This window comes from Lacisediminihabitans sp. (assembly GCF_036404185.1).
Classification (GTDB): domain Bacteria; phylum Actinomycetota; class Actinomycetes; order Actinomycetales; family Microbacteriaceae; genus Lacisediminihabitans.
Genome location: NZ_DASWPB010000084.1, coordinates 14,583 through 36,668 on the forward strand (window position 1 = coordinate 14,583; position 22,086 = coordinate 36,668).

The window sequence follows — 22,086 nt, forward strand, 5'->3', positions numbered from 1 at the left end:
AGCACCACAACGAGAGGCGACCAGCATGACGATGACCCCGGAGCAAGCGAGCTGGTTCTCCGACATCTTCAACCGGCTCGTGGCGAACGTGGAGCAGGTGCTGCTCGGCAAGACCTTCGTGATCCGGCTGTCGTTCACCGCCCTGCTCAGCGAGGGCCATCTGCTGCTCGAGGACTATCCGGGAACCGGCAAGACCTCGCTCGCGCGCGCGATGGCGCAGACCGTGCGCGGCTCGACCACACGCATCCAGTTCACCCCCGATCTGCTGCCGGGCGACATCACCGGCGTGAGCATCTACGACCAGGGATCCGGCCGGTTCGAGTTCCACCGCGGACCGATCTTCGCCAACATCGTGCTCGCCGACGAGATCAACCGCGCGAGCCCGAAGACCCAGTCGGCGCTGCTCGAGGTGATGGAGGAGGGACGGGTGAGCGTCGACGGCGTGAGCCACGACGTGGGGGCCCCGTTCATGGTCATCGCCACCCAGAACCCCATCGAGCAGGCGGGCACCTACCGGCTGCCGGAGGCGCAGCTCGACCGCTTCCTCATGAAGACGAGCATCGGCTACCCCGACCATGCCTCCACCGTCCGCATCCTGGAGGGGGCCGGGGTGAAGGCCCACGAGACCACCCTGGCGCCGATCGCCTCCGCGCAGGTGATCGTCGAGATGGGGATGCTCGCCCGCAGGGTCCACGTCGACCCCACGATCAACGACTACGTCTCCCGGCTCGTGGAGGCGACCAGGGCGGCGACCGAGGTGCGACTCGGGGCCAGCGTGCGTGGCGCGCTCGCGCTCATCAGGGCCGCCAAGACCCTGGCCGCCGCGAACGGGCGCCACTACGTCATCCCCGACGACGTGAAGGCGCTCGCCGAACCCGTCCTGGCCCACCGTCTGGTGCTCGACCCGGAGGCGGAGTTCGAGGGTGTGACGACGGCGAGCGTCATCGGCCAGATCCTCATCGAGACCCCGCCGCCGAGCGACAGGCAGGCGGTGTGAGCAGACGGGACGAGGGCTCACGGGCACGAGGCCGCACCTCAGGGTCGTCCTCGTCCTCGACCCTGCGTCCCGACACCACGAGTCTGTCCGTCGAGGGCCTGACCAACGCCAGGACGAGGATCGTCGGCACCCGCACCGGTCCGCTCGCCGACCTCGTGATCTCGATCGTGCGCCTCGCCCGGTCCGCCGGGACGGCCGTCGCCGGGGTCTGGAACCGGGTGTCCGCCGTCGTCACGCCGCTCGGCTGGGTGATGCTGCTCGTCGCCCCCTTCGCCCTGATCGCCGGCTACCGGCTCGGCTGGGTCGAACTGGTCGCCGTCGGCTACGCGGCCGGCGTGCTCGTGCTGTTCGCCGCCGTCTACCTCATCGGCCGCAACGCCTTCACCGTCGCCCTTGCCGTTCCGCGCACGAGGGTGGTCGTCGGCGAGCGGGCGACGGGCACCGTGACGATCGGCAACCCCACCAGGCACCGGATGCTCGGCACCACCGTCGAGGTGCCCGTCGGCGGCGGCCTGGCCGAGCTGGTCATCCCGACCCTTGCCCGTGGAACGCGCCTCGATCGGGAGTTCGAGGTGCCGACCGCCCACCGGGGGGTGCTGCCGGTCGGCCCGGTGCGGACGGTGCGCGCCGACCCGATCGGACTGGTCCGCCGCGAGCTCGTCTGGACCGGCCGGTCCGAGCTGTTCGTGCATCCGCGGACCATCGGCATCCCGAGCACCAGCACCGGCTTCATCCGCGACCTGGAGGGCAACCCGACCAGGGACCTCTCCAACAGCGACGTCTCCTTCCACGCCCTGCGCGAATACGTGTCGGGAGACGAGCGGCGCTACATCCACTGGAAGAGCACGGCGAAGACGGGCACCTACATGGTGCGCCAGTTCGAGGAGACCAGGCGCAGCCACCTCGTCGTCGCGCTCAGCCTGGCCGCCTCCGACTATGCGAGCGACGAGGAGTTCGAGCTCGCGGTGAGCGTCGCGGGGTCGCTCGGCGTCCGCGCGATCCGGGACACCAGGAACCTCTCCGTCGTCACCTCCGAACGGACGCCGGAGTTCGCCAAGCGCAAGGTGCTCGCCGTCCGTCACCTGAGCACCCTCACCCGTTCGCGCCTGCTCGACGATCTCGCGTTCGTGGAGAAGGCGGATGCGGCGCTCGCCGTCGCCGACGTCGCCCGCGTCACGGCCGACGAGATCGCCGGCATCTCCGTCGTCTTCCTCGTCTGCGGATCTCCCGCGACGCCGGCGGAGCTGCGCGCGGCGTCGGCCGCCTTCCCCGCCGGGGTCGAGGTCGTCGCCGTGATCTGCGACCCGGAGAGGGTGCCAGGCCTCCGCAGGATCGCCGGCCTCAACGTGCTGACAATCGGCTATCTCGAGGATCTGCAGAAGTCACTGGCGCGATCGGCCGCGGCATGAGCGGACGGGGCATCACCGCGGGTTTTGTCGTCGTGAACACCGTCCTGCTGTGGCTCGCGACCGCCATCGCCGCGGTCGCCCTCTGGCCGATCTACCACGGTGAACAGCTGATCGTGCTCCTCGGGGCGACGCTCCTGGCCGGATCGGCCGTCGCGATCCTCGGGGCGCTCTACCGCTGGTCGACCCTGATCGTCGTGCTGGTGTCGATCGTGATCTACCTCGCGATCGGGACCACGCTGGCCGTTCCCGAGGACACGCTGCACGGTCTCGTCCCCACGCTGGGAGGGTTGCTCGACCTGCTGCGCGGCACGGCCCTCGGCTGGAAACAGCTGCTCACCATCACCCTGCCCGTCGGCGGCTACCAGGCCCTGCTCGTCCCCGCGTTTGTGCTCGTTCTCGTCTCGACCGTGTGCGGGCTGTCGATCGCCCTGCGATCACGCCGGGGAGAGCTGGCCGCGCTCGCACCGGTTGGCGTGTTCCTGGTCGCCATCGCCTTTGGGCCGGCCAGGGCCTCCTGGCCGCTGCCGACGGCACTCGGACTGCTCGCCGTGGTGCTCGTCTGGTGCGCCTGGTGGCGCAGGTATCGCAGGAGGCGGGCCATCCGCCTGCTGGCCGCCGCGGAGGGAGGCGCCGTCGACCAGGGCGGGCGGAGCGTCGCCGGGGCGCGGTCCGTGCTCTCCGTCGGTCTCATCGTGCTCGTCGCGGCGGGCGCATCCGTGGCCGCGACCATTGCGGCGCCGCCCTCGGCGCCCCGTCAGGTCCTGCGCACGGCGATCGTCCAGCCGTTCGATCCGCGTGACTATCCGAGCCCGCTGAGCGGCTTCCGCCGGTACGAGGAGCCGGCGGACGCGAACAGCCCCATGCTCAGCGTGACCGGCCTGCCGAAGGGCGCGCGCATCCGGATAGCCACCCTGGACAGCTACGACGGGATCGTCTACGCGGTGGGCAGCGACAGGGTGACCAGCCTGTCCGGCTCGTTCACCCGGGTGCCGTCCACGGTCGACCAGTCGTCCACCCGGGGCCGCAGGGTGACGATCGACGTCACGGTCGGCGATTACGCCGGGGTGTGGCTGCCGACCGTCGGCAAGCTCGAGAGTGTGGACTTCTCCGGTGCGGACGCGACCGACCTCAGGAACTCGTTCTACTACAACAACACGAGCGGGACAGCGGCGGTGGTGGGGAAGCTCGGGGCGGGCGATCACTACACGCTCGAGACCGTGCTGCCGAGACAGCCGGGAGCGGGGGCGATTGCCTCCCTGAGGCCGGGGACCGCGACGGTTCCGAGCATCGGCGTGCTGCCCGACCAACTCGGAGCGACCCTCGACGGCTGGGTGGACGGTGTCCACGGTGCCGGCGCCCGACTGGCGGCCATGCTGGCGACCATGAAGAAGACCGGCTACGTCAGCCACGGGGTCTCCGAGGATGAACCGGCGAGTCGTTCCGGTCATGCCGCCGACCGCATCACCGAGCTGCTCACCGATCAGAGGATGATCGGCGATCAGGAGCAGTACTCGGTGACGGCCGCCCTCATGGCGCAGCAGCTCGGCTTCCCCGCGCGGGTGGTCTTCGGATTCGCGCCCTCCGACACGACGGCCGACGGCGCCACCACGATCCTCGGTTCCGACGTCTCGGCCTGGATCGAGGTCGACACCGCGCAGTACGGATGGGTCACGATCGATCCGACCCCGCCCATCCGCCAGATCCCCGCCGAGCAGCCGGAGGAGCCGACGACCATCGCCCGCCCGCAGTCTCCCGTGCAGCCCCCGCCGGCCGAACCGGACACCCACGACACCCAGGTGCCGCCCGACACGACGCAGGATCGACCGAGCACCCCGAACCAGTTGCTCGCCGTCCTGCTCCTCGTGGCGCGGGTCCTCGGCTGGACCGTCCTCGGGGTCGCCGTGCTGCTCTCGCCACTCCTGACCATCGTCGCGACGAAGGCCAGACGACGGTCGCGACGCCGCCGCGCCCCCACCCCGTTGCAACGCATCCGCGGAGGCTGGCAGGAGTTCGAGGACGCCGTGGTCGATCACGGCTTCGTCCCGCCGCCCTCGCCGACCAGGACGGAGGTGGCGGCGACCGTCGGCGGCCTCCAGCCCCTCGTGCTCGCCTCGGTGACCGACCGCGCCGTCTTCTCCCCAGAGGGGCCGGAGTCGGCAGAGGCGGATCGGGTTTGGCGCTCGGTCGGCGACCTTCGAACCTCCCTCGACGCGGGACTGACCAGGCGACAGCGGATCCTCGCCGCGATCTCGCTGCGATCGCTCGGTCGATAGAGTGGAAGAGCCGGCTCACGAGAGAGCGAGCTAGGCTGAACGGGTTGTTAGGGGGCCCACGCGGTGGCATGTCAATACTGCGGTTCGTCACTTCCGCCCGGCGCGATGTTCTGCGGTGAGTGCGGACGAGCGGTCGCCGCTGCGCCCACGCCGGTCTCCCGGCCCGCTCGGCGGGGTCGTGCGGCCAAGGCGGCTTCCCACCGCGTCGTGCCGCCCACCGTTGTCGCGGAGGGCGAGGCGGGCGGCTCCCGCACCGTGACGCCGGGACGCTCGCACTGCGAGGAATGCGGTGCCGAGCTCAGCCCAGAGGACATCTTCTGCGGCGAGTGCGGACACGTCGTGCGTGACGTGAGCGACGAGCTCGGACCCCGCGCGACGGAACGGTCGCGGGACGCGGGCAGGGAGGGCGACACCGCGGTCATCGAGCCGTTGCCGTTCTCTTCGCTGCCCGATCGGACCCCGGTGCCGCGCAGGCCGCCGGCCTCGGCGCCGAGGCCGGTCCCTCCGCTGCCCGTGGCCCCGTCCCCGGCCGACGGCGCAGCGGAGATCGAGGACCTGGAGGCCACCCGGATCGTCGGACGGGGACAGCGGGGTCAACGGTTCGTCCTGCAGTTCAGCACGGGGGAGAGCTCGACCGTGCACGGAACCGGTCTCGTCGGTCGCAATCCGCGCCCGGAGCCCGGTGAATACTTCGATCAGCTGGTGCGTGTGCTCGATCCCAGTCGATCGGTCTCCAAGACGCACCTGGAGTTCGGTCAGGACTCCGGCTCGTTCTGGATCAAGGACCGTTTCTCCGGCAACGGCACGGTCGTCCGTGAACCGGACGGGCAGCCCGTCCGCTGCCCTCCTGACAAGCGGGTGCACGTCGTCCGCGGCACGAGGGTGGACATCGGGGAGCAGTTCTTCATCGTCAGCTGACCGGTCCTCGACCGCTCGGCATCGGATGCGTTGTCCTCAGCCCGCCCGGTTCTCGGTGGGGACGGGCGTCGCCCGTGCTTCCATGGCGGGATGCCGCGTCCGACCGTCGACAGAGAGGAACGCCTGGAACTGCCGCGTCCGCCGGAGCCCTGGCGGGCGCCGGGGTTCCCCCTGATCGCCGGCATCGCGCCGGTGATCGGCTCGCTGCTCGTCTGGGCTCTCACCCGCTCGCCGTTCACCCTCGCCTTCGCCGCTCTCGGGCCGCTCGTCGCCGCGGCCGGCTTCGTCGACGGGGTGGTTCAGTCCCGGCGTGTCCGCCGGCGGGAACTGGCCAGATTCCGTCGGCAGGTCGACCGCTGCCTGGCCGCCATCGACGAGCGGCAGTCGGCAGAACGGTCGCTGCTCCGGCGCGCGACACCGGATGCCCTCGCGGTGCTCACCAGCCCGTCCGACGACCCGGAGCGGTGGCGGACCGAGCCGTCGTCGGCGATCCCGATCGTGCTCGGCACCGGATCGGTCGCCTCCTCCGTGTGGCTCAGCGGCGAGACGACCGGCGCCGACGATGAGACGGCCGCCTCCCTGACCGCACTGAGCCGTCGCGCCTCCGTGTTGACGGCGGCACCGATCGTCGTGGACGCGAGCCTGGGGATCGGTCTCCACGGTCCGGTGGGCCTCACGATGCCGGTGATGCGCGGACTGCTGGTGCAGCTGGCGAACCTGCTGCCGCCGTCCCGGGCATCGCTGATCGCGCCCCTCGGCACGGAGTGGGAATGGCTGCGACAGCTTCCGCACCGGACGTCTCCCGGCGACGCCTCCCTGTACCGCTGGCGCTTCGGCGGCGACGAGCTCGTCGTCGCCCTCGCGGCGACGGAGCGAGAGCTTCCCGCCGACTGCCGTGTCGTCCTGCGGGTCGATGGACGATCCGCGGTCGTCTCTCGCGCCGCGGACACGGACATCCCCGACGAGGTCGAGGTGCAGTTCCTCTCCGCGGAGGAGGCCATCGGCGTCGCCCGATCGCTGCGGGCCGCCGCGGGTCGGAGGGGGCTCCTGCCGGAGGAGGCGGGCTCGCCGCCCGTCTTCGCCGAGCTGTCTGACCCCGTCGAGGGCGAGGCCGGCCTGCGCTGTCGTTTTGTCCGGTCGGCGGCGGGGTCCCTCGGCCTCGACCTGGTCGCCGACGGCCCGCACGCCGTCATCGGAGGGACGACGGGCAGCGGCAAGAGCGAGCTCCTGGTGAGCTGGGTGCTCGCGATGGCTGCCGCGCATCCTCCCGAGACCGTCAACTTCCTGCTCGTCGACTTCAAGGGCGGCTCGTCCTTCGCCGCGCTGCGCCGACTGCCCCACACCGTCGGGCTCATCACCGATCTCGACGAGCGCTCGGCACATCGCGCCCTGCTCAGCCTCACCGCCGAGCTGCGGTTCAGGGAACGGCGGCTCGCCGAGGAGGGAGTGCGATCCATCGAGGAGGCCACGGCAGCCCTTCCCCGGCTGGTCATCGTCGTCGACGAGTTCGCCGCGCTCGTCGCCGGTTTCCCCGAGCTCCATGATCTCTTCGCCGATCTCGCCGCGCGCGGCCGGTCTCTCGGCCTGCACCTCGTCCTCTGCACCCAGCGGCCGGCCGGGGTGATCCGCGACGGGGTGCTCGCCAACTGCGCACTGCGGATCTCGCTGCGGGTGAACAACCGGGCGGACAGCCTCGCGGTCATCGGCACGGGCGACGCGGCCGACCTACCGGGCGATCGCGCGGGCGACGCCCTGGTGAGCCTGTCCGGCGCCGCGCCCGTGGCGGTTCGGGTGGCCCGCGCGACCGCGGAGGACATCGACGGGGTGGCCGGCCGGTGGACCGTTCCCGCGGGCGGGCTGCGCCGGCCGTGGTGCGAGGAGCTGCCGTTGCTCGTCGCCCTGGACGGCCTGCCGCCCGCGCCGGCCGGTCTGCCGATCGGGCTGCTCGACGTTCCCGAACGGCAGACGCGGGAGACTGCGGCCTACCGGCCGGCCGTCGACGGCAATCTGCTGGTGATCGGCGGCCAGTCCAGCGGCAAGACGACACTGCTCGCGGCCCTCGCGGTGGGCGCGGCCGACCGGATCCCCACGGACGTCGAGGGGGCCTGGGACACGATCGCGGCCGAGGCGGAGCGGGTGCGTCGTGGCTCCGCCCCCGCGCGGCTGCTCCTCCTCGACGACGTCGACGGCCTGCTCGGCCGATTCGCCGTCGACTATCGCGGGCCGTTCGTCGAGCTGCTCTCCGAGGTGATGCGCGACGGCGGCTCCTCCGGCCTGCACGTCGTGCTGACCGTCCGCAGGTTGACCTCCCTCGTCCAACCCCTGGCCTCCCTGTGCGATTCGCGACTGCTGCTGCGCCTGTCGAGCAGGCAGGACCATCTGGTCGCGGGCGGCACGGCTGCGCTCTACGACGACGGGCTCGCACCGGGATCGGGGGAGTGGCAGGGTCACCGGGTGCAGCTGGCGGTCCCCCCTGACGTCGCAGAGGCGCCGCGGGCCGCTCCGTCGCCCCCGCTCGAGTGGAGGGGCCGCCGCCTCCTGCTCGTGGTCTCCTCCCGTCCGGCGGCCTTCTCCCGGATCCTCGGGGAACGGTGCCCACCGGGGTGGGGGATGCTCCAGCTGTCGGCCGGGGACAGGCACGAGCCGTCCATCGTGGTGGGCGAGGCCGATCGGGCGACGGCGATCCTCGGTAGCCCGGATGCGTGGCAGGGCCACTGGGCGCTCCTCGGTGCCATGAGGCAGGAGGGGGCGATCCTGTTCGACCGCTGCGCCCTGGCCGACTTCCGCGCCATCGCGGGTTCGCGGGAGCTCCCGCCGCCCGTCTCCGGGCATCGTGGCGATCACTGGCTGCTCGAGCCGGACGGAACGATCCGCCGGGTCGCCGCGGTGACGGCGACCCCGGGCGGCTAGGCACCGGCACAGCTCACGGTCCTCTCCCGCCGAGTCTCTTTCGCCCTTGCCCATCCGATTTCAAGGAGATCAGCGAGAGGAGGGCTCCGGATGCCCGCCAAAAGTCTGGGGTACGCCGAATCTCCTTGAAATGGGAGAGGGGAGATGGGAGAGGGGATCTCGGTGGGGACGGCGACTCTCGGGATGCCGCCTCGACACGGTGGCGGACCTCTCGGGTTCGGGGAGATGATGCCAGCGCGGCGCCGCACGCGTGAATCCGCACCCAAATGGGCCATTTTGGTGCTGATTTCGTGAAGATCATGTTTCGTGATGGGGGATTTGCCCCCTGCGTGATGCGCTCCGGCGGTCCCGTGTGCAAGTATCGACCAACGCGGGAGGGCCGTCGTCTCTTCCGCGGGTTGCTCACGTCGCGAAGGAGTTGACTCGCCCATGACCAGACACATGCCGAACGACCCGATGATCCAGCGTCTGATCGCCCAGGCGAAGCAGGCCTCCCTCTCCCGCAGGGGACTGCTGCAGGGCGCGGGGATCGGCGCGACGGCACTCGCGCTCGCCGCCTGCTCGACCGGGGGGCCCGCGGCGAAACCGACGGCGGCGACGGACAGATCGGCGACCGACAAGAGCCTCAACTGGGACAACTGGGCGGCGTACCTCGATCAGGACGAGAGCGGCAAGCATTACCCGACCCTCGAGGCCTTCGAGAAGCAGAGCGGCTTCGCCGTCAAGTACAGCGTGGCCGTCGACGACAACAACACCTACTACGGCAAGGTGAAGGACCAGCTGGCCCTCGGCCAGGACATCGGCGCGGACGTCGTCTGCCTCACCGACTGGATGGTGAGCCGGCTGATCGGCCTCGGCTACGTCCAGAAGTTCGACCGGACGAAGATCCCGAACGCGAAGAACCTCAGCCCGTCCCTGCAGAACCCCGACTTCGATCCCGGCCGTACCAGGTCCCTGCCGTGGCAGGGCGGATTCGCCGGGATCTGCTGGAACAAGGAGAAGGTGCCGGGTGGCCTGAAATCGGTTGACGACCTCTGGGACAGGTCGCTCAAGGGCCGGGTGGGGGTGCTCTCGGAGATGCGGGACACGATGGGGCTCATCATGCTCCAGAACGGCGTGGACATCAGCGGGAAATGGGGCGACAGCGAGTTCGACGCGGCGATCGACGTCTTCACCAAACAGGTGAACGACGGCCAGATCCGCAACATCAAGGGCAATGCCTATCTCGAGGACCTCAAGAGCGAGGACACCCTGGCGGCGATCTGCTGGTCGGGCGACATCACGGTGATCAACGCCGAGGCCGGCGACAAGTGGGAGTTCGCCATCCCCACCGCCGGCGGCACGCTGTGGAACGACAACTTCGTCATCCCGATCGGCTCGCGGAAGAAGACCGGGGCGGAGGAGCTCATCAACTACTACTACCAACCGGAGGTCGCCGCGCAGGTGGCCGCCTGGGTCAACTACATCACGCCGGTCGTCGGCGCGAAGGAGGCGATGATGGACATCGATCCTGAGCTCGCCGACAACCAGCTGATCTTCCCGAGCGACGAGACGCTCGCCAAGGCCCACATCTTCCGCACCCTGAAGGCCGCGGAGGAGAGCAAGTACGGGGCCGCCTTCCAGGCGGTCCTGCTGGGCTCCTGATGGCACCGCGTCTCTTCGCCGAGTCGGGTGCGGATCTCGAGCTGGTCGGCATCCAGAAGCGTTTCCCCGGGTTCACGGCGATCGAGGAGCTGAGCCTGACCATCCCCGCCGGGTCCTTCTTCGCCCTGCTCGGGCCATCCGGCTGCGGCAAGACGACGACCCTGCGGCTGGTCGCGGGGCTCGAGGAGGCGACGGCGGGACGCATCCTCATCGGGGGCAGGGATGTGACCACCACCAAGCCGTTCCAGCGTCCCGTCAACACGGTCTTCCAGAGCTACGCCCTGTTCCCGCACATGTCGATCATCGACAACGTCTCCTTCGGGCTGCGGCGCAGGAGGATCCCGGATGCCTTCGGCAAGGCCCATGAGGCGCTCCGGCTCGTCGAGCTCGACCACCTCGCCGCCCGCAAGCCCTCCCAGCTCTCGGGCGGCCAGCAGCAGAGGGTCGCGCTCGCCAGGGCCATCGTCAACCGGCCGGCACTGCTCCTGCTGGACGAACCGCTGGGGGCCCTCGACCTGAAGCTGCGGCGGCAGATGCAACTCGAGCTCAAGTCGATCCAGGAGGAGGTCGGGCTGACCTTCCTGCACGTGACCCACGATCAGGAGGAGGCCATGACCATGGCGGACACCGTGGCCGTCATGAACAAGGGAAGGATCGAGCAGCTCGGGCCGCCGGACGCCCTCTACGACCTGCCGCGCACCGCCTTCGTCGCGAACTTCCTCGGCCAGTCCAACCTCTTCACCGGGCCGGTCGTGGCGACCACGGCGGACAGCATCTCGGTCGACATCGAGGGCCACCGGATCGTGGTGCCGAAGGCCCGTGCCCAGCGGCACTCCGGGGAGGTGACGATCGGGGTGCGTCCGGAGAAGCTCAGCATCCACCTCGCCGAGCCCGCGACCGTGGCGGGCGGCAACCTGCTCGGACCGGGGCGGATCGTCGACGTCTCCTTCGGCGGAGTCAGCACCCAGTACCTCTTGGCCATACCCGGCCTCGGCACCGTGGTGGTCTTCGTCCAGAACCTCGGAGCCGGCCCGCTCCTGGCCGAGGGGGCGGAGGCCTGGGTGTCCTGGAAGGTCGAGCACGGGTTCGGGCTCGAAGACGAGCCGCTGCCGACCTCGCGATTCCCCTCCGATGCCGACACGGCATCCATCGCCGTCCAGAAGAAGCGCGCCATCCTGTCGGAGCTCGAGGAGGCCTGAGCATGGCATTCTCGGTCTTCGCGGGCGGCACGGCCCGGGAGCACGCGCCGCGCAGACGGAGCAGGATCGCCCTGCTGCTCCTGCTTCCCGGCATCCTGTACCTCGTCCTCTTCTTCCTGGTGCCGCTCGTCGCCCTCGTCTTCACCTCCCTGCAGGCGCCGAGCGGGTTCGACATCGGCGAGTACCAGACCGCGTTCAAGTGGGACAACTACGTCACGGCGATCGGCGAGTACGGATCGCAGATCATCCGCTCCTTCGTCTATGCGATCCTCGCGACCGTGTTCGCGCTGCTGTTCAGCTATCCGCTCGGCTACTTCATCGGGGTGAAGGCGAGGCGCTGGCCGCTCCTGCAGAACCTCATGCTCGTGCTCGTCATCGCGCCGTTCTTCATCAGCTTCCTGCTGCGGACGCTCGCCTGGAAGTCGCTGCTCTCCGACGAATCGGCGATCGTGACCGGGCTCAAGGCGCTGTCGCTGCTGGCGCCGGACGCTCACGTCACCGGCACGCCGTTCGCGGTGGTGTTCGGGCTCACCTACAACTTCATCCCGTTCATGACCCTCCCGCTCTACGCGGCGCTCGAGCGGCTGGACACCCGCTATCTCGAGGCGGGAGGCGACCTGTACGCGCATCCGTTCACGGTGTTCCGCACCATCACCATCCCGCTGTCGATGCCGGGGATCGTCTCCGGGGTGCTGCTCACCTTCATCCCCGCGGCCGGCGACTACGTCAACGCCAGCCGGGAGTTCCTCGGGGGGACCGGCACGTCGATGATCGGCAACGTCATCGAGAGCAACTTCCTCATCACGCTCAACTATCCGGCGGCCGCCTCGCTGTCGATCGTGCTCATGGTCGTGATCCTCGTGATCGTCGGCCTGTACGTGAGGCGGAGCGGGACGGAGGACCTGCTGTGACCGTGCAGGAGGCACTCGTCATCGCCGAGGCGGCGGAGACCCCGCGGCGCACCCCGCCCCGACGCCCGCGGTTCGGCCTCGGCTCCTGGCTGCTGCCGCTCTACACGGCGCTCGCGCTCATCTTCCTGCTCGTCCCGATCGTGTACACCTTCGTCTTCTCCTTCAACGACTCGATCAAGTCGAATATCTCCTGGCGCCGCTTCACCCTGGACAACTGGCTGCACGTCTGCGACGCCCAGGACGTCTGCGCGGCCTTCGGCAACAGCATCCTCATCGGTGTCGTCGCGACCGTCCTCGCCACGATCCTCGGCACCATGATCGCGATCGCCCTCGTGCGCTATCGTTTCCGCTTCCGCGCGGCGATCAGCCTGCTGCTCTTCCTGCCGATGGCGACGCCGGAGGTGGTGCTCGGCGCCGGCCTCGCGTCGGAGTTCCTCGGTGCCGGTGTGCAGAAGGGGCTGGCGACGATCATCATCGCCCACACCATGTTCTGCATCAGCTTCGTGGTGGTCACGGTCAAGGCGAGGGTGTCGAGCCTCGACCCGGCGCTCGAGGAGGCGGGCCGCGACCTCTACGCCTCTCCCGCCCAGGTGTTCTGGCGCATCACCTTCCCGCTGCTGCTGCCCGGCATAGTCGCCGCGGCGCTGCTCTCCTTCGCGCTGAGCTTCGACGACTTCATCATCACCAACTTCAACTCCGGCTCGACCACCACCTTCCCGAAGTTCATCTACATCGCCGCCGCCCGCGGCATCCCCGCGGAGGCGAACGTCATCGCCTCGGCCGTGTTCATCCTCGCGATCGTGGTCGTCGTCGCTCAGCAGGTCTCCGCGGCGGCCAGACGCAAGCGGCAGGCGCGCCAGGGCTGAGCCGTGTCCTCACAGCGCGGCGAGCGCCTCCTCGATGACGCCGACGGCCTCGATGAGCAGCTCGTCGCCGATGGCGAGGCTCGGCAGGAAGCGGATGACGTTGCCCCAGGTTCCCGCGTTCAGCAGCAGCACACCGTGCTGGGCCGCGTAGGCCGTGACGGCGGTGACCGCGGCGGGGTCGGGCTCGAAGGTGCCGGGGGTCACCAGCTCCATCGCGAGCATCGCGCCGAGGCCGCGCACGTCGCCGACCCGGTCGAACCTCCTCTGCAGGCCGAGCAGGGCGGGTCTGAGCACACCCTCGATGCGGGCGCCCTCGGCCAGCAGCCCCCGCGACCGAATCGAGTCGAAGACGGCCACGGCCGCGGCGGCCGCGACCGGGTTGCCGGCGAAGGTGCCGCCGAGGCCGCCCGGATGCGAGGCATCCATGATCTCCGCCCTCCCGGTGACGGCGGCGAGCGGCAGACCGCCGGCGATGCCCTTGGCGCTGAGCACCAGATCCGGGACCAGCCCGGAATGCTCCGAGGCGAAATACCTGCCGGTGCGCGCCATCCCGCTCTGGATCTCGTCGGCGACGAAGACGACGCCGGTCGCGGCGCACCACTCCTGCAGCGCGAGCAGGTACCCGTCCGCCGGGACCACGAATCCGCCCTCGCCCTGGATCGGCTCGACCACGAGACAGGCCAGGTCGGCGGCCCCCACCGTCTTCTCGAGCCAGGCGATCGTCCGCGCAGCGGCCTCCGCCCCGCTCAGCCCGTCGCGGAAGGGGTAGGAGCCGGGCGCGTGGTGGACGTCCGGGGCGAACGGCCCGAAGCCGAGCTTGTACGGCATGGCCTTGTGGGTCATCGCCATCGTGAGGTTGGTGCGGCCGTGGTAGGAGTGCTCGAGCACCGCGACCCCCGGCCGGCCGGTGTGCTTGCGGGCGATCTTGACCGCGTTCTCGACCGCCTCGGCGCCGGAGTTCAGCAGCACCGTCTTCTTGGCGAAGTCGCCGGGGGTGTGCTCGGCGAGCAGCTCGGCCACCCTGACGTAGGACTCGTATGGCGTCACGGTGAACATGACGTGGGTGAAGTCGGCGAGCTGGGAGGATGCGGCGGCGACGACCGCGGCATCGGTGTGGCCGATCGTCGTGACACCGATGCCCGCGCCGAGGTCGATGAACTGATTGCCGTCGACGTCCACCACGATTGCCCCGTGCGCGCGATCGATGTACACGGGAAGCGCGGAGGAGACGCCGACGGGGACGACGGCACGCCTGCGCGCCTCCAGCTCCTGCGACCTCGGTCCGGGAATCGCCGTCACGATGCGGCGTTCCTGGGCGATCGGGGGGCGACCTGCGAGCGTGTCCGTCATGCCCCAAGAGCCTATAAGCCGGGCCGCGGCGTGTAACGTGCCTTGGGTGAATCTCGAACATCATTTTTCGGTCGACCTCGAATGGCTCGGCAACCGCGGAAGCGGAACGAGCGACTACCGGGCCTACGGCCGGGATCACGTCGTGCGCGCGGAGGGCAAGGACGACATCGTGGGGTCGAGCGCTCCCGCCTTCCGGGGCGACGCCGACCGCTGGAATCCGGAGGAGCTGCTCATCGCGGCCCTCGTGCAGTGCCATCTGCTCAGCTACCTGCACGTCGCCGCGACCAACGGCGTCGTGGTGACCGCGTACACGGATGCCGCGGTCGGGACGATGGCCCAGACGGCGAACGGCGGCGGTCACTTCACCTCGGTCACCCTGCGTCCCGTGGTGACCATCTCGTCCGGAGACCCGGAGCTCGCCCTCCGGCTGCACGAGGAGGCGAGCGAGCAGTGCTTCATCGCGAGCTCGGTGAACTTCCCCGTCGGCCACGAGCCGCGCATCCTTCTCGCCTGAGCCCCGGACCGGCCGGGGTCGCGCCACGGCGTATCCTCGTCAGAGTGTCCGTGTCGGCGCGGGTCGTCGCCGGTCGACGGGCAGGACCGCCGTGCGGCATCCCATCAGCGTTCGCATAGCTCCATCCGCAAGACTTGTCCGGATCCCAGATCTTTCAGAAAGCAGAACCGTGTCGAAAATCATCAGCGTGATCGCCCTGGCGGGTGTCGTCGCCCTCACTCTCGTCGGCTGCAGCGCCGGATCCACTACGGATGCGAAGAACGCGTCGACCTCGTGCGTCGCGACGAAGTCCGGCAGCGGCTCCGAGAAGGTCGAGGTCAAAGGCAAGGTCGGCGCGGTTCCGACCGTCACCATCCCGACGCCGCTGACCGTCACGAAGACCGAGCGCTCGGTGGTCGTCAAGGGCAAGGGCACCCAGGCGACGGCGGGCAGCCCGGTCACCATCAATTACGCCGTCTACAACGCGACCTCCGGCAAGGAGCTCGACACCACCGGTTTCGGTGCGTCCAAGGCGCAGCCGCTGACCCTCACCGACGGAAGCATCATCCCCGGTCTCTACAAGGCCCTGCTCTGCTCGACGGTCGGCTCCCGGGTCGCCGCGATCATCCCGCCCGCGGACGCGTTCGGGACCACCGGTCAGTCCGATCTCGGTATCGCCGCGACCGATTCGATCGTCTTCGTGATCGACGTCGTCACCGCGAAGAAGCCGGTCAAGGCGCTCGCCAAGGCCAACGGCGCGCCCCAGGCCGCGCCGAAGGGCTACCCGACGGTGAAGCTCGCGAAGAGCGGCGAGCCGACCATCACGGTGCCGAAGACCGCGGCGCCGACCAAGCTCGAGATCGCCGACCTCAAGAAGGGGACGGGCGCGACCGTCAAGGACGGCGCAACCGTCACCGTGCAGTACACGGGCGTCGTCTGGGACAGCGGTCAGGTCTTCGACTCCAGCTGGTCCAGCGGCACCCCGGCGACCTTCACGACGAGCGGAGTGATCCCCGGATTCTCCAAGGCGCTCGTCGGGCAGAAGGTCGGCTCGCAGGTCATCGCGATCATCCCGCCTGCCGATGGGTACGGAGACAACGTCCCGACCGGGCAGACCGCCATCACCGCGACGAGCACCCTCGTCTTCGTCGTCGACATCCTGGCGACGCAGTAGCGCCGGCCGGCGCGCGATAGCGTAGCTGTCATGCGTCGTGTCATCGTCCTCGGGTCGACCGGTTCGATCGGGGTGCAGGCGCTCGAGGTGATCGCCGCAAACCCGGACAGCTTCGAGATCGTCGGCCTCGCCGCCGGCAGCAGGCGGACCGAGATCGAGGCCCAGGCCGCCGCCTTCGGCGTCGAGCACGTCGCGCTGGGCGCGCTGGAGGCGGAACAGCTGGTCAGGACCGTCGAGGCGGACGTGGTGCTCAACGGCATCACCGGCTCCGTCGGCCTCGGGCCGACCCTCGCCGCGCTCGAGACGGGGACGACCCTCGCTCTCGCCAACAAGGAGAGCCTCATCGTCGGCGGCGAGCTCGTCACGAGCATCGCGGCCCCCGGGCAGATCGTCCCCGTCGACTCCGAGCATTCCGCGATCGCTCAGGCGCTGCGGTCCGGCTCGGCGGCGGAGGTCCGCAGGCTCGTGCTCACGGCATCCGGCGGCCCCTTCCGCGGTCGCAGCCGCGAGTCGCTGCGGACGGTCACCCCCGCGGAGGCCCTCGCGCATCCGACCTGGGACATGGGACTCGTCGTCACCACCAACTCGTCGACGCTCGTCAACAAGGGCCTGGAGATCATCGAGGCCCATTTCCTCTTCGACGTGCCGTACGACCGCATCGACGTGACGGTGCATCCGCAGTCGATCGTGCACTCCATGGTCGAGTTCGTGGACGGCTCGACCATCGCTCAGTGCTCGCCGCCGGACATGCGGCTGCCGATCTCCCTCGGCCTGGACTGGCCGAACCGGGTCGCCGGGACCGGCGTGCCGCTCGACTGGACGGCGGCGAGCAGCTGGACCTTCGAACCGCTCGACGCCGAGGCCTTCCCCGCCGTCGAGCTCGCCAAGCGCGTCGGCATCGAGGGGCGGACCTTCCCCGCGGTCTTCAACGCGGCGAACGAGCAGGCGGTCGGCGCGTTCCACGCCGGACGGATCGGGTATCTCGACATCCTCGACGTCGTCCGTGCCGTGGTCGACTCCCACACCCCAGAGGAGTCGGTGCCGACCCTCGCCGGTGTGCTCGACGCGGAGCGCTGGGCGAGGGCGACCGCGGATCGGATGCTCGGCTAGGGCCGTCCTCGGCGCTCTCGGGGCGGACGCACAGCCCGCGGTCGACTCGATCACAGCCGCCGGCGGGGCGGCCCCGGCTATCCTGTCCAGGTGGAAACCGTGCTGCTCTATGTCGTCGGCATCATCGTGGTGCTCATCGGCGTCGCCCTCTCGATCGGCCTGCACGAGATCGGGCACCTGGTCCCGGCGAAGCTGTTCGGGGTCCGGGTCGGCCAGTACATGATCGGCTTCGGCCCCACGCTCTTCTCCCGCCGCAAGGGCGAGACCGAGTACGGCGTCAAGGCGATCCCGCTCGGCGGCTACATCTCCATGGCCGGCATGTATCCGCCGGCGAAGAAGGGCGGCCCCTCGCGGACGTCGGGTACCGACGCCTTCGCCGCGGAGAGCGAGTACGAGTCGGGCGGTCGTAGCGCGAGCACCGGGTTTTTCCAGACCATGATTCAGGATGCCCGCACCGCCAGCGAGGACACGATCCAGGAGGGCGCGGAGGACCGCGTCTTCTACAAGCTCCCCATCTGGAAGCGCATCATCATCATGCTCGGCGGTCCGTTCATGAACCTCGTGATCGCCGTCGTGCTCCTCGCCGTCGTGCTCTCGGGCATCGGGTTGCAGGGGTACGGGACCACCATCACGAGCGTCTCGGCCTGTGCCCTTCCGGCCACGAGCTCGCGCCAGACCTGCGAGCCGGGAGACACCCCAGCCCCCGGCGCCTCCGCGGGCATCAAGCCGGGGGACACCCTCGTCTCCATCGCCGGCACACGGATCACCGGCTGGGACCAGGCGACGGCCATCATCCAGAAGTCGGCGAACAAGACCATCCCGATCGTGGTGCTCCGGGGTGGCAAGCAGGTGAGCCTCACGGCGACGCCGATCGCCTCGAAGCGCTATGTCGTGGACGCGCAGGGCAACGTCGTCACGGACGCGTCGGGCACGAAACTCACCCGCACCGTGGGCTTCCTCGGCATCGGCCCGGGCGTCACGACGATCAGGCAGCCTCTGACGGCGGTGCTGCCGGCCCTCGGCAGCAACATCGGCCAGGACTTCCACCTCATCGCCAACCTGCCGCAGCGCCTCGTGCAGGTCGCCCAGGCGGCGTTCGGCACCCAGCCGCGGGACCCGAACGGGCCCGTCGGGGTCGTCGGCGTCGGCCGTCTCGCCGGCCAGATCGCGAGCACCACCGGCGTGCCCTGGGCGGAACGGTTCTCCTTCCTGCTCAGCCTGATCGCGTCCCTCAATGTCGCCCTCTTCGCCTTCAACCTGATCCCGCTGCTGCCGCTCGACGGCGGCCACATCCTCGGCGCGATCTGGGAGGGCGTGAGACGGTTCTTCGCCAGGCTGTTCAAGCGCAAGGACCCGGGGCCGGTCGACATCGCCAAACTCGTCCCGCTGACCTTCGCCGTCGTCATCGTCCTCGGCGCGATGAGTCTGCTGCTCGTCTACGCCGACATCGTGAAGCCGATCACCCTGCAGTAAGCCCGGGTTCAGCTGACGCACCAGCAAAGCTCAGGAGCGGTTTGCCCATCGCGCCTAGAATCGAGGGGTGCCAGCAATCAATTTAGGAATGCCAGCCTCCCGCCCCGTCCTGGCCCCGCGCCGCAAGACCCGTCAGATCCGCGTCGGCAAGGTGGGCGTCGGCAGCGAGTCCCAGGTCAGCGTCCAGTCGATGACCACGACCCAGACCACGAACATCAACGCCACACTCCAGCAGATCGCCGAGCTGACAGCCACGGGATGCGACATCGTCCGCGTCGCCGTCCCGCACCAGGACGACGCCGACGCGCTCAAGATCATCGCCGCCAAGAGCCAGCTGCCGATCATCGCGGACATCCACTTCCAGCCCAAGTACGTGTTCACCGCGATCGACGCCGGAGTCGGCGCCGTCCGGGTGAACCCCGGAAACATCAGGAAGTTCGACGACCAGGTCGGCGCGATCGCGGCGGCCGCGAAGGCGGCCGGGGTGAGCATCCGGATCGGTGTGAACGCCGGGTCGCTCGAGCCGAGCATCCTGCAGAAGTACGGCAAGGCGACCCCGGAGGCCCTCGTGGAGAGCGCAGTCTGGGAGGCGAGCCTCTTCGAGGAGCACGACTTCCACGACTTCAAGATCTCGGTCAAGCACAACGACCCGGTCACCATGGTCACGGCGTACCGTCTACTCGCCGAGCGCGGCGACTGGCCGCTGCACCTCGGCGTGACCGAGGCCGGCCCGGAGTTCCAGGGCACCATCAAGTCGGCGACGGCCTTCGGCATCCTGCTCGGCGAGGGCATCGGCGACACGATCCGTGTCTCGCTGTCCGCCCCTCCCGTCCAAGAGGTCAAGGTCGGCCTGCAGATCCTGCAGTCGCTCGGACTGCGCGAGCGCAAGCTCGAGATCGTCTCCTGCCCGAGCTGCGGTCGCGCCCAGGTGGACGTCTACCAGCTGGCCAACGACGTCACCGCGGGGCTCGAGAAGATGACGGTCCCGCTGCGCGTCGCGGTCATGGGATGCGTCGTCAACGGACCCGGCGAGGCCCGCGAGGCCGACCTGGGCGTCGCGAGCGGCAACGGCCGCGGCCAGATCTTCGTCAAGGGCGAGGTCATCAAGACCGTGCCGGAGGAGGACATCGTGGCGACCCTCATCGAGGAGGCCAACCGCCTCGCCGCCGAGATGCCCGCCGGTGCCATCGGTTCCCCCCAGGTCGTCACCGCTTAAAGCGCTCTCGCCCCCGCCGCCCGCGGCATCCCCCTGTCCCCGTCCGATCTCAAGGAGTTCGGGCCGGTGTGCCGGCAGGCTGCGGGCAGAATCGGCCATGCGCGCCGAATCTCCTTGAGATCGGACTCGCCGGATGCGCGATCGGCGGGCCGGTAAAGTAGCGGGAGTGTCCACACGCCTCTCCCAGCTCTTTGTCCGTACCCTCCGCGATGACCCCTCCGATGCCGAGGTGGCCAGCCACCGACTGCTCGTCAGGGCCGGCTACATCCGGCGTCAGGCGCCGGGCGTCTTCGCCTGGCTCCCGCTCGGGCTCAGGGTGCGCCGCAAGATCGAGGCGATCATCCGCGAGGAGATGGAGGCCGCCGGCGCCCAGGAGGTGCACTTCCCCGCCCTGCTTCCGCGGGAGCCGTACGAGCTGACCGGCCGCTGGACGGAGTACGGCGACGGCATCTTCCGCCTGAAGGACCGCAAGGGAGCCGACTATCTGCTGGCGCCCACCCACGAGGAGGTCTTCACCCTGCTGGTCAAAGACCTCTACTCGAGCTACAAGGACCTGCCGCTGTCGATCTATCAGATCCAGGACAAGTACCGCGACGAGGCCAGGCCGCGCGCCGGCCTGCTTCGCGGTCGCGAGTTCACGATGAAGGACGCGTACTCCTTCGACTACACCGACGCCGGACTGGATGCCTCCTACCAGAGCCAGCGCGACGCCTACGAGCGCATCTTCACCCGCCTCGGCCTCGAATACGTCATCGTGCAGGCCGACGCCGGCGCCATGGGCGGCTCCCGCAGCGAGGAGTTCCTGCACCCGACCCCCGTCGGCGAGGACACCTTCGTGCGCAGCGCCGGCGGATACGCCGCCAACGTCGAGGCGTTCCGCACGGTCGCGCCGGAGTCCCGGTCCTTCGAGAGGCTCACTCCCGCGGAGGTCTTCCCCACGCCGGACACCCCCACCATCGCGACCCTCGTCGAGGTGGCCAATCGCGAGCATCCGCGTCCCGACGGTCGTGCCTGGACCGCCGCGGACACCCTCAAGAACATCGTCCTCGCGCTCACCGATCTCGACGGCACGAGGGAGCTCGTGATCGTCGGGCTGCCGGGCGACCGGGAGGTCGACCTGAAGCGCGCCGAGGTGGCCTTCGCCCCCGCCGAGGTGGAGGCCGCGAACGACGGTGACTTCGCCAAGCATCCCGGCCTGGTCAAGGGATACATCGGGCCCTGGGCGGCGCAGGGCGCCGTCCTCGGCGAGAAGGCCAGCACGGGCATCCGCTATCTGGTCGATCCCCGCGTCGTGGACGGGTCGGGCTGGATCACCGGCGCGAACGAGCACGGCCACCACGTCTTCGGCCTGGTCGCCGGTCGCGACTTCGTCGCGGACGGGATCGCCGAGGTCGCGGAGGTGCTCGCCGGGGACCCGGCGCCCGACGGCTCCGGGCCGGTCGAGCTCGCCCGCGGGATGGAGATCGGTCACGTCTTCCAGCTCGGTCGCAAGTACGCCGAGGCCCTCGGGCTCAAGGTGCTGGACGAGAACGGCAAGCTCGTGACGGTGACGATGGGCTCGTACGGCATCGGCGTGACGCGCGTGCTCGGCGTGATCGCCGAGGCCAACAACGACGAGAAGGGCCTGATCTGGCCGAAGAACGTCAGCCCGTTCGATGTGCACGTGATCGCGGCCACCAAGGAGCCTGCCGTCTACGAGGCGGCCGAGGCGCTGGTCGCCGAGCTGGACGGCCGCTACGACGTGCTCTTCGACGACCGTCTCAAGGTCTCACCCGGCGTCAAGTTCGGCGACGCGGAGCTGATCGGCGTTCCGGTCATCGTCATCGTAGGCAAGGGCGTCGTGGACGGCACCGTCGAGCTCTGGGACCGCCGCAGCAATGCCCGTACCCCCGTCGCCATCGGCGAGGTCGCCCAGGCCATCGCCGAGCTCGTCTAGCGAGCCATCCCGTCCACCCCGGCCCGGCCGGCCCCGTTGACCTGGCACGAACTGCTCTCAGGATGTCCGCGGAGAGCAGTTCGTGACAGTCGAGCGCTCGCGGAGCGCGGGATCGGGCGCCCGTCGGGCGCCCGGAGGTGCGCGGGCGGCGAAATTGCGTTCTGTCGTGCTGCGCGGTCGGGTACCGTAGAGGGATACGTCGTGCGC

The 22,086-nt window shown here is 69.8% G+C and carries 16 protein-coding genes; 15 read left to right on the forward strand and 1 reads right to left on the reverse strand.

Annotated features, from left to right (window positions below):
- Positions 1-25 precede the first annotated feature (25 nt).
- The 9 genes from VGC18_RS05235 (at position 26) to VGC18_RS05275 (ending at position 13,127) form a co-directional block, all read left to right on the forward strand.
- Positions 26-997 (forward strand): MoxR family ATPase, encoded by a 972-nt coding sequence (locus tag VGC18_RS05235; RefSeq protein WP_331094952.1) that lies wholly within the window; start codon positions 26-28, stop codon positions 995-997.
- A complete protein-coding gene (locus VGC18_RS05240) occupies positions 994-2,406 on the forward strand; it encodes a DUF58 domain-containing protein (RefSeq protein ID WP_331094954.1) in 1,413 nt (470 codons plus the stop codon). The genes VGC18_RS05235 and VGC18_RS05240 overlap by 4 nt, the downstream gene beginning before the upstream one ends.
- Positions 2,403-4,679 (forward strand): DUF3488 and transglutaminase-like domain-containing protein, encoded by a 2,277-nt coding sequence (locus tag VGC18_RS05245; RefSeq protein WP_331094956.1) that lies wholly within the window; start codon positions 2,403-2,405, stop codon positions 4,677-4,679. The genes VGC18_RS05240 and VGC18_RS05245 overlap by 4 nt, the downstream gene beginning before the upstream one ends.
- A gap of 63 nt (positions 4,680-4,742) precedes the next feature.
- Positions 4,743-5,597, forward strand: coding sequence for a double zinc ribbon domain-containing protein (locus VGC18_RS05250; RefSeq protein ID WP_331094958.1), 855 nt, complete (start codon positions 4,743-4,745; stop codon positions 5,595-5,597).
- Between the two features lie 90 nt (positions 5,598-5,687).
- Positions 5,688-8,507 (forward strand): FtsK/SpoIIIE domain-containing protein, encoded by a 2,820-nt coding sequence (locus tag VGC18_RS05255; RefSeq protein ID WP_331094960.1) that lies wholly within the window; start codon positions 5,688-5,690, stop codon positions 8,505-8,507.
- A 429-nt stretch (positions 8,508-8,936) separates the two neighbouring features.
- The gene (locus VGC18_RS05260; RefSeq protein ID WP_331094962.1) at positions 8,937-10,151 is read left to right on the forward strand and encodes a spermidine/putrescine ABC transporter substrate-binding protein; all 1,215 of its coding nucleotides are present in this window, start codon (positions 8,937-8,939) and stop codon (positions 10,149-10,151) included.
- Positions 10,151-11,350, forward strand: coding sequence for an ABC transporter ATP-binding protein (locus tag VGC18_RS05265; RefSeq protein ID WP_331094964.1), 1,200 nt, complete (start codon positions 10,151-10,153; stop codon positions 11,348-11,350). The genes VGC18_RS05260 and VGC18_RS05265 overlap by 1 nt, the downstream gene beginning before the upstream one ends.
- Positions 11,351-11,352: 2 nt before the next feature.
- The gene (locus VGC18_RS05270; protein WP_331094967.1) at positions 11,353-12,261 is read left to right on the forward strand and encodes an ABC transporter permease; all 909 of its coding nucleotides are present in this window, start codon (positions 11,353-11,355) and stop codon (positions 12,259-12,261) included.
- Between the two features lie 89 nt (positions 12,262-12,350).
- A complete protein-coding gene (locus VGC18_RS05275) occupies positions 12,351-13,127 on the forward strand; it encodes an ABC transporter permease (RefSeq protein ID WP_331094983.1) in 777 nt (258 codons plus the stop codon).
- A gap of 9 nt (positions 13,128-13,136) precedes the next feature.
- On the opposite strand, the gene gabT is transcribed toward VGC18_RS05275, so the two are convergent.
- A complete protein-coding gene (gabT, locus tag VGC18_RS05280; RefSeq protein WP_331094969.1) occupies positions 13,137-14,477 on the reverse strand; it encodes a 4-aminobutyrate--2-oxoglutarate transaminase in 1,341 nt (446 codons plus the stop codon).
- 46 nt (positions 14,478-14,523) lie between these two features.
- Here gabT and VGC18_RS05285 point away from each other — a divergent pair, with 46 nt between their 5' ends.
- The 6 genes from VGC18_RS05285 to VGC18_RS05310 all read left to right on the forward strand — a co-directional run bounded on the left by VGC18_RS05285 (position 14,524) and on the right by VGC18_RS05310 (position 21,879).
- Positions 14,524-14,991: an OsmC family protein gene (locus VGC18_RS05285; RefSeq protein WP_331094971.1), complete on the forward strand. Its 468-nt coding sequence runs from the start codon at positions 14,524-14,526 to the stop codon at positions 14,989-14,991.
- Between the two features lie 169 nt (positions 14,992-15,160).
- A complete protein-coding gene (locus VGC18_RS05290; RefSeq protein WP_331094973.1) occupies positions 15,161-16,144 on the forward strand; it encodes an FKBP-type peptidyl-prolyl cis-trans isomerase in 984 nt (327 codons plus the stop codon).
- 30 nt (positions 16,145-16,174) lie between these two features.
- Positions 16,175-17,254, forward strand: a complete 1,080-nt coding sequence (dxr, locus tag VGC18_RS05295; RefSeq protein ID WP_331094975.1) for a 1-deoxy-D-xylulose-5-phosphate reductoisomerase — start codon at positions 16,175-16,177, stop codon at positions 17,252-17,254.
- A gap of 90 nt (positions 17,255-17,344) precedes the next feature.
- On the forward strand, positions 17,345-18,727 hold the full coding sequence (locus tag VGC18_RS05300; RefSeq protein WP_331094977.1) for a site-2 protease family protein: 1,383 nt from the start codon (positions 17,345-17,347) through the stop codon (positions 18,725-18,727).
- A gap of 67 nt (positions 18,728-18,794) precedes the next feature.
- A complete protein-coding gene (gene ispG / locus VGC18_RS05305) occupies positions 18,795-19,943 on the forward strand; it encodes a flavodoxin-dependent (E)-4-hydroxy-3-methylbut-2-enyl-diphosphate synthase (RefSeq protein WP_331094979.1) in 1,149 nt (382 codons plus the stop codon).
- Positions 19,944-20,109: 166 nt separating this feature from the next.
- Positions 20,110-21,879 (forward strand): proline--tRNA ligase, encoded by a 1,770-nt coding sequence (locus tag VGC18_RS05310; RefSeq protein WP_331094981.1) that lies wholly within the window; start codon positions 20,110-20,112, stop codon positions 21,877-21,879.
- Positions 21,880-22,086: the final 207 nt, after the last annotated feature.